Origin of the sequence: Chryseobacterium paludis, from assembly GCF_025403485.1 — a bacterium.
GTDB classification, from domain to species: domain Bacteria; phylum Bacteroidota; class Bacteroidia; order Flavobacteriales; family Weeksellaceae; genus Chryseobacterium; species Chryseobacterium paludis.
The window spans coordinates 1,188,795-1,202,656 of sequence record NZ_CP099966.1; the positions used below are offsets into that span (position 1 = coordinate 1,188,795).

Here is a 13,862-nt window from a genome sequence, read left to right on the forward strand (position 1 = left end):
CTTATTATGAACAACACATTAAACAATACAATAATCAGCCAGGAAAACTGGAAGCAAGCTAACAGAGATCTTATGGCTAAGACCATTGCAGAATTAATGCATGAAGAACTCTTAAAACCAACAGCCGATTTTGAAGATGAAAAAGGATATACTGTATTCAGACTTGAAACAGGAAATGAAAATATAGTTTACAGTTTCCGTGGCCAGGAAAGACTTATGGATTACTGGTTTATTGATAAAAACAGCATTAAAAGACATGAAAACGGGAATGTAAGTTCGTCAATCGATGTTCCTCAGTTCTTTTTGGAAATGCAGCCAGTATTCGATCTTGATTCCAATACGTTAGCAAGATATACAGAAGAGCTTTTACATACTTTATACTGTGATGCACTGATCCTTGAAAAAGGAGTAATGTCCTCAAAAGATTTAGCTGAAGCCGGTTATCAGGTTATAGAGCACCATATGAAAGGACATCCATGGGTGATCGTTAACAAAAGCCGTCTGGGTTTTTCTCCTACGGATCTACAAACTTACTCTCCTGAAGCTGATCAGCCTTTAAAAGTTCTATGGTTTGCTGCACATCAGGACAGATCGAGTTTCCAGGCTTTGGAAAACATTCAAAAAGAAGAGTTCTACCGTTCAGAAGTCGGTCATGAACTGTATGAAAGCTTTAAGCAAAAACTTTCTGAAAGTGGAAAATCAATTAGTGACTTTAATCTTATTCCTGTACACCCCTGGCAATGGGAAAATAAATTAAAGATCCATTATGCAGGTGATATCGCAAACGGACTTCTTATTCCTCTGGGAGAAGGTAATGATGAATACAGTGCACAGCAAAGTATTCGTACTTTATTCAATACTAAAAATCCTGAGAAAAGATATTTAAAGACAGCAGTATCTATTTTGAGTACAGGAAACATCCGTGGACTTTCCCCTAAACAGATGAAAATTGCACCTTCTATTACAGACTGGGTAAAAGGATTGATCAAAGATGATACATATTTAGCAGATAAGGGAACTATATTCCTGGGAGAAGAAGCAGCAACTACTTATTTACATCCACAATATGGAGCTATTCAGAATGTTCCTTATCAGTATAATGAATTCCTGGGTGCTTTATGGCGTGAAAGTGCATCTAATTATTTAAAAGGAGATGAAGAAATGGTAACCATGGCTTCTTTGCTGTACGTAGATGAGGAAGGAAATTCACTGGTAGAAGCATTTGCTAAAAAAGCGGGAATAAGTATTGAAGAATGGATAACCCTTTATCTTGATGCTTATCTTACTCCATTACTTCATATCTATTATACCCATTCTTTATGTGTTACCCCTCATGGAGAGAATATCATGGTAGTACTGAAAAATGGACTTCCACAAAGAATCGTGATCAAAGATTTTGTAGATGATATTGTTTTAACTACAGAAGCAAGAGAAAAATTACCGGATCATCTGGCAGATGGATTGATCCAGTCTTCAAATAAAGAGAATATTCCGTTATTTATTCTTCTGGGTGTGTTTGATGCTTTCTTCAGATATTTATCGGATGCCCTGCACACGCATTCAGACTTTAAAGAAAATCAATTCTGGACCCTTGTTCACGAATGTATTGAAAGCTATAAAAATGACAATCCTCATTTGCAGGAACGTTACGAAAAATATGATCTTTATGTTCCAACATTCAAAAGATTCTATATCAACAGCCTGCGTTTAAAAAATAACGGATACAGTGAAAATAAGGCATTTGCTATTCCAAAGAAAGATGGAGCACTACCAAATCCACTGTATCAGATAGCGAATAAAAATTCTGTCGCGGCAATATGAGAAAGTTTCTGCATCTTGTAAAAGATGGTTCTGTATTTGCGTATGGAGCATTAGCCGGGAAAAAAACCGAACTGACAACCGGAAGCATCAACCGTTCTATCTTTAGCCTGGCCATTCCCATGGTCATGGAGCTTGTAATGGAATCTCTTTTTGTCAGTATCAATCTTTTAATTATTGCCAGGCTAGGAGATAAGGTCCTTGGGCTTGTAGGGATCACAGATAACTACATCAATTTTGCTAATGCTATTGCCATTGGCCTTGGTATCGCTGCTGCAACATTAACAGCAAGGAGAGCCGGAGAAAAAGACAGAGAAGGCATGAGCAGAACCGCTCATTATATCATATTATTAGCAGCAGCTTTCGCATTGTTAATAGGTGGGTTATCTTTTATTTTTGCATCCGATATCATCAGTTTTCTTGGAATTAAACCCAATAGTGTTGACCATGGATTACTTTTTTCCCAGCTCGTATTTTTAAGTATTGGCCTGGTTATCCTGCGTCTTTCTATTAATGGACTTTTCAGGGGAGCCGGTGATGCAGCTCTTGCGATGAAATCCCTTTGGCTTTGTCATATCTCCAGTATGGTATTCGCAGTGATTTTTGTTTTTGGAATTGGTTTTATTCCCGCTTCCGGATTGATGGGGTTAGCTTATGCTACCGTTTTATCCCGACTATTAGCTGTTTTGTACCAATTCTTTATTCTTCTTACAGGCAAAACCAGTATCAATATTCTGGTAAAGTTTCACTTTGATGTGCCTTTAATAAAGAAAATACTAAAAATCACCTTTGGCGGACTGGTGCAGTACATTATTCCTGCTTCCAGCTGGCTGATCATGGTTAAAATTATAGCTACTTTCGGGACAACTGCTCTCGCAGGCTACATCATTGCCCAAAGGATTGCTTCCGTAGCGACAATGCCCGCCTGGGGAATAGGAAACGCTGCAGGAATTCTTACAGGACAGAATTTAGGAGCTGGAAATCCGGACCGTGCAGAAAAAACGGTGTGGAGAGCTGGAGGGATCAATATGACTTACCTGGTGGCAGTTGCCTTATTCTGGCAGTTTGCAGCAGAGTATGTGGTAACATTCTTCACTTCCGAAACTGAAGTCGCACGATATGCAATACAGTACATCCACGTGGTTTCTATGGCTTATTTATTACTTGGCTTTACAATGGTGATCAGCCGTGCTCTAAATGCAGCCGGCAATATTATGCAGGTAACGCTGCTGTATATGATCATGTTCTATGTTATTCAGCTTCCTTTAGCTTATCTCCTTGGAGTAAGACTTCACTGGGAACTGAAAGGAATATTTACAGCAATCGTTTCTTCAGAAATCGTATTGGCTGTATTATTCTTATTGATCTTCAAAAATGGTAAATGGAAAACTATAAAAATTTAAAATGCACACAACAGACGAATTTTATGAAATAATTGCTTCAGCAATTGCGGTAAAGAAAGAAATGGTAGATGAAAATCTTACGTATCAGGAAATCCCTGAATGGGATTCTATGTCTCACTTACTTATCGTAGAAGCATTGGAGCAGTTCTATCAGGTAAAGTTTGATTTTAATGACATTCTTGAAATGGGAACGGTCGGTAAAATCCGTGAAAAAATGAAAAAATACGATGTACTCGTAGAAAACTAAGTATATGAAAATTTTAGAAAATGTAATTGCCAATAGAAGCCTCTCTTTCACGGAGGCTTCCAGCGGCAAAAGTGTCCCGATAGGAACACTATATCGGTCATTGGGTTTAAATCCTGTAGAAAAAGGATTGATCTTTTTATACAATGACAATCAGCTGTCAAGTATTGAGGTTCTTCTCAATTTTTATGGTACAGCACATGCTATTGCAGTCTTAGGACAAAAACTGCATACAGATTTCAAAGACCGTCTGGAAACAGAGTATCGTCCGAAATACATCTTTGACCCATCAAGGGAAGAGGTTGAGGGATATGTTTTAAAGGAATTCTCAGAAACGGTAAAGATCTTTGTTAAAGAAGATTATAAACCCGAAGTTGCAATTCATCCTGACATCAAGATCCTCTTGAGTACCTCAGGAACAACAGGAGTTCCTAAACTGGTTAAGCTTTCTGATGAAAATCTTTATCAGAACGCATTGAGCATCCTTCAGTATATGCCCATTCTCGAAACTGATGTTGTCCCATTAAACGTACCGATTAATTTCGTGTACGGATTTTCTATTTTTACCACCAACTGTATGCGTGCTGCGAAAATAGTATGTACAGATAAAGATATCATGCAGAAAGCATTCTGGGATGAAATGGAAGAATATGGATACAGTACATTGGGTGGTGTTCCTTATCTATATGAAAATCTTAACAGAATAGGATTCTTTAGAAAAGACAGCAGCAGCCTGAGATACATGACCCATACGGGAGGAGTGATTAATGGTGAATTGAGAAAGACCATTTTCAATTATTGCCAGGAGTTTGGAAAAGAATTCTACGCCCAATACGGACAGACTGAAGCAGGTGGAAGAATGGCCTATCTTACAACAGAAGGCCTTCTTGAAGAGGAAACTTCTATTGGTACTCCAGTACAAGGTGGAAGTTTTCAGATCGATGAAGAAACGGATGAACTTCTATTTCTTCACCCAAGTATTTGTGGCGGTTATGCCAACAAACTCGAAGACCTTTCTTCTTATGAACGACCTTCAGTTCTTCGTACAGGAGATACAGCAAAAAGAGGAAAGAATGGACTTTATTATATTACAGGAAGGATAAAAAGGATCATGAAGCTTTTCGGAATTCGTCTTAACCTGGATGAAGTTGAATTTATCCTTAAAAATGAACTGGAAGGAAATACGTTTGTATGTCTGAATTCTAACGACAAAAAGATCATTGTTCTTTATGACAACAATGAGATCGATCCTCAGATCATTACGGATACCATTAAGAATAAACTTCGTATCAATCCGCAGTACGTACGCACCGAACACATAGAATCATTCCCATTATCACAAAACGGCAAAATAAACTATCCACTGTTACAAAACTTACAGCATGAAAACATTTAGAACCATTATATTACTTTTACTTCTTGTCAGCTTTCCTCTTATTGTCTCTGCACAGCAGAGTGAACGCGTAAACGGCAAGATCATGCTGTCTGATAAAGCGCCTGTAAAAAATGCACTTTTAAGATTAGTAAATACGCCATATCAGGCGAAAACCAATAATTTAGGAGAATATTATTTTGAAAATGTACCCGCTGGAGACTATACGCTTCAGGTGGTTTTAAATGATATTGAACTGACTCGTGAACCCATCCGTATTGAGAAAGATGTCTACGAAATCCCGGTGATCTACACCGCAGTAGAAAACAATGTTATTGAAGGAATTACGGTGTATGCTTTTAGCAGAAATAAATTTCTGGATAAAGACAGTACCTCAATTTCAAAAATGCCATTGAAAAATTTGGAAAATCCACAGATGTACACCAGTATCAATCAGCAGATCCTGAAAGAACAGCTTGTTTATGATGTATCGGATGCTTTAAAAAATGTTCCGGGTATTGTAAAAATGCAGGGCAGCCCGGGAAGAGCAGGAGATGGTAGTTTCTATTATAATTTAAGAGGATTCCCTACAAGGGTTTCTATGGTAGATGGTGTTCCAGCAACAACTAACTCGGAAATTGATCCTGCTGATATTGAGCGTATCGATGTCATTAAAGGACCTTCCGGAACATTGTATGGTGGTGCGGTTACCTCTTTTGGAGGGTTGATCAACGTAGTAACAAAAAAACCGAAAGATTATTTCGGAGGTGAGGTTTCTTATCTTTTGGGAAGCTATAACCTTAACCGTGTTACAGCGGATGTTTATGGCCCTATTACTGACTCCAGAAAAACACTTTTCCGTTTGAATGCTGCTTATCAGTATCAAAATGGATTCAGAGATTCTGAGTTCAGAAAGTCAATGTTTGTAGCTCCAACATTCAGCTACCAGGTAAATGACAGATTAAAGTTCAATCTGGGTGCACAGATTTACACCTATGAAGGAACTAACACGCCGATCATCTTTTTGCCGAGAAACAGACAGTTTACCTCGAGGACTCCAGATGAACTTGGGTTTGACTGGAAAAAGTCTTATTCAAATAATGATATGACCTTAAAAGCTCCATCAATCAATGTAAAAGCTGAGGTGAATTATAAAATTTCTGATAACTGGAGTTCTCAGACTTTGATCTCAAGAAACTACAGAAAAACAGAAGGATTATACCAGTATCAGTTCATGAGAGGAAATACTGATAACCTATTGGAACGAAATGTACAGTGGCAGAATTCTGAAGGGGCATCTACCAGCATTCAACAGAACTTTAATGGAGAATTTAAAATTGGTAACATCAAAAATAAAGTACTTGTTGGGTTAGACTACTTGAATCAGTCTTTAAACAATAATAATTCTCCAATTGTTGTATTTGATCAAATTGATGGTAAAAATCTTACAGCGCCAGTACAAGTGCAAACGCCAGGGTCACCGCCAGTAACAATAACGGGGACATATGGAGGTATATCTAAAGATCTAGCACTTAAAAAAATACAAGAATTTACTGATGCTGCTATCAAACTTAACAAATCACCGATGATCAGAAATACGGCAATGTCTAATGTTTATGGGGCATATGTTTCAGATGCGGTTTATATTACAGACCGTTTGATTACTTTGCTTAGTTTACGTTTTGATCATTATGAAAGTAAAGGACAACTTAACCTAAACAATAATACCCGTACGGGAGACTTTAATCAGAATGCCTGGTCTCCTAAAGTAGGCTTATTGTATCAGGTCTTTAAAGATCGTTTATCTGCTTATGCCAACTATATGAACGGTTTCAGCTATACAGCCCCAGTTACACAGCCATTACCTGATTACAGTGGTGTTTTGAAGCCACAAATGGCTAAACAATGGGAAGTAGGAGTAAAAGGAAATTTGTGGAGAAATAAAGTGAATTTCACAGTTGGGTATTATGATATTCTTGTTGACAATATGCCTCAGGAAATTGTAGTGAATCGTGATGGAACCGATTATAGAATCACAACACAAGATGGAGAGCAGAAAAGTAAAGGGATTGAAATTGAAACTATCCTGAATCCGATTCAAGGTCTTAACATTATGGCAGGATATACCTATAATGACAGTAAATTTGTGAGATCAGCTGCTGCTACAGAAGGTCGCCGTCCATCAACTGCAGGCCCAGCTAATATATTCAATTCATGGATCAGCTATATACTTCCAATCAACGGACTTCAAGGGCTAGGCGTAGGTTTTGGAGTTAACCGTGTTGGTCAACAGATCACTGTCGATAATGCAGCTACAGGACAATTTATATTCCCGGCCTATACTTTGGTCAACGCTTCTATATCTCTTGAAAAAGAGAAGTACAGATTAGGATTTAAAATGAATAATTTAGGAAATGCACAGTATTTTTCAGGACAGGGCGTTGTAGTAGCTCAAATGCCTCGTAACTTTGTTGCGGAGGTAAGTCTTAAGTTTTAACAATGAATCCCAGATTTAGAAAAATTACATATCAAATACATCTATGGCTCGGACTAACGTCCGGGCTTATAGTTGTAATAATGGCAGTCACAGGTTGTATTCTCGCTTTTGAAAAAGAATTAAAACATACATTCTATCCGGAAAAGTATTTCGTAAAAAATATAAAGAAGGAAAAACTACAGTTTTCTGAGCTTAAATTAAAAGCAGAGCAAGCATTGCCAGACAGCCTAAAAGTCAGCAGGGTAGAAATATCTTCAGACCCATCCCGAAGTTATGCATTCCGTTCTTTAAAAATGAATAACGAAGCCTTGACTTATTGGGGTACTTATGTTCATTATTACAGGGTTTATATTGACCCTTACACCGGAAAAGTTCTAGAAGTTGAAAATGCAAAAACAGATTTTTTTGAGATCGTCATGGACCTTCATCGAAGACTTTTACTTGGAGAGAAAATAGGGAAGACCATTACAGGATATTCGACACTAATTTTAGCGATTATGCTCTTTTCAGGACTGGTGATCTGGTATCCCCGAAAGATGAATAAGAATGCTTTAAAAGGTATGTTTTCTATTAAAACATCTGCCAATTGGAAAAGAATTAATTACGACAGTCACAATGTTCTCGGTTTCTATGCTGTTATTCCTCTGCTTCTTATTTCATATGCCGCAGTGATATGGAATTTTGAAGATATTGATAAATGGGTAAAGAAAACATTGAATGGAAAAACCCATACTGAACAAAAAGCTAAAAGTAAAATACCATCTGGAGATTTTTCAAATCAAAAGGACATTTTAAATATTGTTGGAAGTCAAGTAGAAAAAACTTTAGCCGGTAAAGAATCAGCACTTATCACCTTTCCTAAGAAAGAGGAGGGAACCTATTATGCTGAAGTGACTTACGGTAATAAACAATACCAGAATGAGCAATTCAATTTTGATCAATATTCCGGAGAAATTTTAAAACATCAATCTTATAAAGACAAGAATATAGGCTATGGAACTGCATTAAGAGAAAGAAACTATGATCTGCACACCGGAAGTATATTCGGACTTGCAGGGAGGTTTTTATTTTTATTTGCAGGGATGATCGCTGTTTCACTTCCTATCACAGGATTTATCATTTATTTAAATAGAAAAAAGAAGCGACCTCAAAAAAGAAAGCATTATCATATTCATAAAAAAAGACATTCTTTTTCAAAATAAAAAGAAACAAGACCTAAGAAAGTGCAAATTATATTTGCTCTTTTTTAATTTAAAATCTAAATTTTCTCTCGCAGATTTCACAGATTACGCAGATTAATAAAACCTAAACATCTGCCAGATCTCCAAGATATAATTATTTAAAATTTTAGATTTTCGCTTCTTCAATCAACTTGTTGATTCATCTTTGCCTTCTTAAATTCAAAAGTATCAATTATAAATCTTTGCGTTAAAAATTAATAGTTTTTTCTCTCGCAGATTTTACAGATTACGCAGATCAATTAAAATACAAGGAACAGTGAGAGATTATTTAAATACAAAGAATTCCACGTTTAAATAAGCTTTCTCACATTTTCAGACAATATCTTTATACTTTGTTTCATTTCTTCAAAATCCAGATTACCGAAACCCAATCTCATTGCAGTAAGATCTTTACTCTGATATAATAAAGTTTTAGGGATAAAAAGATTGTTCTGAGCACAATTTCGGCTTAGCTGCATCAGGTTCATCGAAATATTCCATTCTGTCCAGATTGCCAAACCACCTGATGGTTTTTGAAACTTTATGAATTCTCCTAAATATTCTTCCAGTAAAAGAGCAAATTGATCTCGTCTTTCCTGATAAGTTTTAACTGATTTTTTAAGATAACGATGAATTTCGCCTTCGGCAATCATTTCTCCCAAAACCTGTTCCATCAGAATATCTCCCTGCCGGTCTATAATTCCTAAATATTTCCGCAGTTCTGCCATCAGATTTTCTGGTGCTACAATAAACCCGGTTCGAAATCCCGGTGCCAATGATTTCCCAAATGAACCGATATAGACCACCATTCCGTTCGTATCTGCACTGGCTAATGGAAGGATAGGACTTTTATCATAATGGAAATCATAATCGTAATCATCTTCTAGGATAATAAATCCAAATTCATTCGCTAAGTTCAACAATTCCAGCCTTCTCTGTGCACTCAATGTTACTGTGGTAGGATAGTGGTGATGGGGTGTAAGATACAGCATGCGTATCTTTTGTTTTTTGCAGGCTTCCCGTACATTTTCTACCATAATACCTTCTTCATCAATCGGTATTGAAACAATATTTACACCTGCTTTCTGAAAGATCATATTAACGGAAAAATAACTCAAAGCACCTACCAATACAGTATCTCCCTGTGACAGCAAAACTTCTGAAACAATATAAATACTCATCTCCGTACTTCTTGTAATGAGCAGGTTATTTTTTGAAATAGGCAAGCCCCGCGAAAGATTCAGATATCTGGAAAGATTCTTTTTAAAAAATTCACTCCCGTCATGGTTGTAATGGCCAAGCATTTTATGATGTGCTTTTCGCTTCAAAATAGCACTGTATATCTTAGAATGCTGATCAATCTGTGTCAGTCTGATATCCGGCACCCCATCATTAAAAAGATATTCACAGGCAGAATGTTCAAATGGATTGTCCAGAATATTGGATGTTTTAAAAGAAAAACCGGTTATTTTAGGATAATGTTCCAGATCATTTTTTCCGAATTCTTTAAAAGGTAAAGGTTCATCATGATTTTTCCCGATAATAAAAGTCCCTTTATTTGGAATACTTTCTACCCAACCCTGGGAAAATAATTCATCATAGACCGCTACAATCGTATTTCTGTGAACCTCAAGGGTCTGACTTAAAGCTCTGGTTCCAGGAAGCTTAGTTCCAAAAGGAAGAAAACCTCTCTGAATTGCATTAATGAGCTGATTTGCAATCTGCATATAAATTGAAGTATCTGAGGTTCTGCTGATTTTTACAAAACTTTGATACGGAATTTCAACCGGACTATCCATAATATTAAAACTGGCACCATTCAACCATCCGGCAATATACTACATTTGATCCAAAATAAAAATACATGGAATTTTACAATCTATTAGAAAGCATTGTAAAGAATAATGAGATTCACGCCAAATGGCTGAACACATTATCTTTTATGGAGAATGCAGGGGCCAGAAAAATCTCCAGCTGCGAACATCCCACACAGGTTAGTCAGATCCAGCTAAAACATGCTGCAGAGGAGCACCGCCATGCTTATTACCTGAAAAAGCAGATTGGAAAACTGAATCCTGATTATTGTAAAACTTATGAAAAAGAAGAGCTATTGGCTTCATTAGCTACACGACAGTATCTTCATTCTTTGGATATTAAAGCCTGTAAATATTTACAGAAAGCATTTACGCTAAATAAAGAAGAGCTTAAATATGCTGCTTACCTTTTTGTGACCTACGCGATAGAGGTACGCGCCGACGAATTATATCCCGTATATCAGGATATCCTTACTAAAGAATCTTCTAAAATTATGGTAAAATCTATTATTCTGGAAGAAGAAGGGCATCTTGAAGAAATGATCAATCAGCTGAATGAATTTTCAGAAGACTGGCAGGCTCATGCTGAAAATATCCTGAAAATAGAACATGAATTACACGATCAATGGATTAATTCTATTGCTAAAGAAGTAATACAGCTTAATTAGAAATGTCAGCAGGTCAGTTTGTTCAATGGCAACAGGCATTAGATAAGAGAAAGGAACAGGGAATCTTCAGGTCTTTAAAGAATAGAACTGAAGGAGTTGATTTTTATTCTAATGACTATTTAGGTTTAGCCAGAAATAAGGAGCTTCAACAATTATTGCTTGAAAAAGTTCAGGACAATCCAGCATTATTATCTGGAAGTACAGGATCAAGGCTGATTAGTGGCAATAGCATAACAGCTGCAGAAACTGAAGAATTTATTGCCGCACAACATCAATATGACTCAGCATTGCTTTTCCCCTCCGGATATAATGCTAATCTGGCGTTATTTTCAACACTGCCCGGAAGGCAGGATACGATTATCATTGATGACCAGATTCATCGGTCAGTACACGATGCTTGTATGATGTCTCATGCAAAAAAAAAAAATTCAAACATAATGATCTTGATAGTTTAGAAAATAAACTTCAACGAACTGATGGCACATGTTATATCGCAATAGAAAGCTTGTATTCGATGGAAGGAGATTTTGCTCCACTTCAGGAAATTGTTCAACTCGCTGAAAAATATTCTGCAGGTTTATTGGTTGATGAAGCTCATGCTTTTGGAGTTTTAGGATATGGAATGGTTACAGAACATCAATTACAGGATTATGTCTTGGCTACCGTAATTACCTATGGTAAAGCACTTGGTGCTCACGGTGCAGCAATACTGACCAATGAACTGGTCAAAACCTATCTTATCAATTTTGCTTCTCCTTTTATCTATACTACTTCTGCTCAGGATATACAGTGGATGTCCATAAAAATTGGGTATGATTTTCTTCAGATGCATCCTGAATTATCACTAAAGCTCCAGTATAACATAAATATTTTCAGGGCACAGGCTATTAAAACTCCTTCTTCAGAAAACAGTCCTATACAGGCAGTTATAATCCGGGATAATCAAAAATTAAAAATCTTACAAAATAATTTATCTGAAAAAGGAATGCTTACATACCCTATCTATAGTCCTACTGTAAAAGAAGGTACAGAAAGGTTACGTGTTTGTCTGCACAGCTTTAATACCGAAGAAGAAATTATAGAGCTTGTCAGAACACTTAAAGAATTTATATAAGAAAGTAAAATCGTGAAACAATAAAACAGATGGTCAATTCTGGACTTTTATCATTTCACATTTACGAAAATATTGAAACATGAAATTATTTATCACCGGAATAGGAACCGAAATAGGAAAAACCGTTTGTTCCGCTATTTTAACTCAACATTTTAAAGCAGATTATTGGAAACCAATACAATCGGGAGACCTTCATAACACGGACAGTATGAAAATCAAAGATTGGGTAGGAAGCGGGGTAGTCTGTCATCCTGAAACCTATCGTTTACAATTGGCCGCATCACCCCATCAATCTGCTGCGGAGGAAGGAATACAAATTCGGGTTGATGATTTTCAATTACCGGAAACATCAAATTCTCTTATTGTAGAAGGAGCTGGGGGATTGATGGTTCCCGTCTCAGATAATGAATTAATGATTGATCTCATCGAAAAGTTAAGACTTCCAGTGGTCTTGGTCGTCAGAAATTATCTGGGATGTATCAACCATACTTTATTATCAATAATGGCATTGAAAGAAAAAGGATTATTGCTCGAATACTTAATCCTAAACGGAGAATTTCCTCCTGATACTGAAAGAATAATACTCAATTACACGAATAAAAAAACAAAAATAATCAGAGTTCCGGATGTAGATTTTATTACAAAGGAAAAAATAGAATTAATCGCAAACAATTTACAAAATGGATAAAAAAACAGAACTTAGAAATGACTGGACCAAACAGGAAATAGAAGAGATATTTAATCAGCCTTTAATGGAGCTTATTTACAAGGCGGCTACTGTACATCGCGAATGGCATAATCCGGAAGAAATACAGATATCTACTTTATTATCTATTAAAACAGGAGGTTGTGTGGAAGACTGTTCCTACTGTGGACAGGCAGCACGTTATCATACCAATATCAAAGTACAGGCTTTATTGCCTACAGAAAAAGTAATTGAACATGCCCAGAAAGCAAAAGACTCAGGCTCTTCAAGATTCTGTATGGCTGCCGCATGGCGTGAAGTTCGTAATAACCGTGATTTTGACCGGGTTATTGATATGGTAAAAGGGGTGAACGAATTGGGATTAGAGGTATGTTGTACACTAGGAATGCTCACAGAAGAACAGGCGATAAGACTTCAGGAAGCTGGATTATATGCTTACAATCATAATCTGGATACATCCGAACAATATTACGAAGAAATCATTTCTACCCGAACATTTGACAATAGAATTAACACGATCAATAACGTTAGAAACGCAGGAATTACAGTATGTTCCGGAGGAATTATAGGTCTTGGAGAAACCAATGGTGATCGTATTTCCATGTTATTGACATTGGCAACAATGCCCAGACACCCGGAATCAGTTCCAATTAACGCTTTAGCGAGAGTACCTGGAACGCCTCTTGAAAACAATCCAAAAGTAGATACCTGGGAAATGGTAAGAATGATCGCTACCGCAAGAATTGTCATGCCTTCATCAATGGTTCGTTTAAGTGCCGGCCGAATCGAAATGACAGAATCTGAACAGGCATGGTGTTTTATGGCCGGAGCCAACTCAATTTTTACAGGAGAAAGAGAAACGTTACTAGTAACACCAAATCCAGGCGTATCTGAAGATATGCAGATGCTGAATAATCTGGGGCTGAAACCAAAGAAAAGAGCAGAAGAAGTTTGGATGAACAGTTTATAATAGTTGAAAATTGAAAGTGGAAAGTTGAGAATTCCG

At 36.8% G+C, this 13,862-nt stretch carries 10 protein-coding genes and 1 pseudogene; 10 read left to right on the forward strand and 1 reads right to left on the reverse strand.

The annotated features are described in order from the left end of the window. The first annotated feature begins 6 nt into the window (after positions 1–6). Genes NG806_RS05080 through NG806_RS05105 form a run of 6 tightly spaced genes read left to right on the forward strand, consistent with a single transcriptional unit; the run spans position 7 to position 8,536 of the window. A complete protein-coding gene (locus NG806_RS05080; protein WP_261512188.1) occupies positions 7–1,821 on the forward strand; it encodes an IucA/IucC family protein in 1,815 nt (604 codons plus the stop codon). Next, a complete protein-coding gene (locus NG806_RS05085) occupies positions 1,818–3,221 on the forward strand; it encodes an MATE family efflux transporter (RefSeq protein WP_261512189.1) in 1,404 nt (467 codons plus the stop codon). The genes NG806_RS05080 and NG806_RS05085 overlap by 4 nt, the downstream gene beginning before the upstream one ends. Position 3,222: 1 nt before the next feature. Continuing rightward, positions 3,223–3,468, forward strand: coding sequence for an acyl carrier protein (locus tag NG806_RS05090; RefSeq protein ID WP_214824969.1), 246 nt, complete (start codon positions 3,223–3,225; stop codon positions 3,466–3,468). 4 nt (positions 3,469–3,472) lie between these two features. Next, on the forward strand, positions 3,473–4,861 hold the full coding sequence (locus tag NG806_RS05095; RefSeq protein ID WP_261512195.1) for an AMP-binding protein: 1,389 nt from the start codon (positions 3,473–3,475) through the stop codon (positions 4,859–4,861). Beyond that, entirely contained in the window at positions 4,848–7,334 is a 2,487-nt protein-coding gene (locus tag NG806_RS05100; protein WP_261512196.1) for a TonB-dependent receptor, read from the forward strand. Before NG806_RS05095 ends, NG806_RS05100 begins: the two co-directional genes overlap by 14 nt. A gap of 2 nt (positions 7,335–7,336) precedes the next feature. Continuing rightward, complete coding sequence (locus NG806_RS05105; RefSeq protein ID WP_390882573.1) at positions 7,337–8,536, forward strand: PepSY-associated TM helix domain-containing protein; 1,200 nt, start codon at positions 7,337–7,339, stop codon at positions 8,534–8,536. Between the two features lie 329 nt (positions 8,537–8,865). Here the strand turns inward: NG806_RS05105 and NG806_RS05110 are convergent, their stop codons facing one another. After that, positions 8,866–10,353, reverse strand: a complete 1,488-nt coding sequence (locus NG806_RS05110; protein ID WP_261512200.1) for an aminotransferase-like domain-containing protein — start codon at positions 10,351–10,353, stop codon at positions 8,866–8,868. Between the two features lie 65 nt (positions 10,354–10,418). Between NG806_RS05110 and NG806_RS05115 the strand changes: the two genes are divergently transcribed. From NG806_RS05115 to bioB, 4 genes and pseudogenes are all read left to right on the forward strand, one after another. Continuing rightward, on the forward strand, positions 10,419–11,036 hold the full coding sequence (locus tag NG806_RS05115) for a hypothetical protein (RefSeq protein WP_214824954.1): 618 nt from the start codon (positions 10,419–10,421) through the stop codon (positions 11,034–11,036). 2 nt (positions 11,037–11,038) lie between these two features. Then, a pseudogene (locus NG806_RS05120) lies at positions 11,039–12,150 on the forward strand (aminotransferase class I/II-fold pyridoxal phosphate-dependent enzyme). A gap of 79 nt (positions 12,151–12,229) precedes the next feature. Beyond that, complete coding sequence (bioD, locus tag NG806_RS05125) at positions 12,230–12,838, forward strand: dethiobiotin synthase (protein WP_261512203.1); 609 nt, start codon at positions 12,230–12,232, stop codon at positions 12,836–12,838. Continuing rightward, positions 12,831–13,826, forward strand: coding sequence for a biotin synthase BioB (gene bioB / locus NG806_RS05130; protein WP_214824947.1), 996 nt, complete (start codon positions 12,831–12,833; stop codon positions 13,824–13,826). The genes bioD and bioB overlap by 8 nt, the downstream gene beginning before the upstream one ends. Positions 13,827–13,862 lie beyond the last annotated feature (36 nt).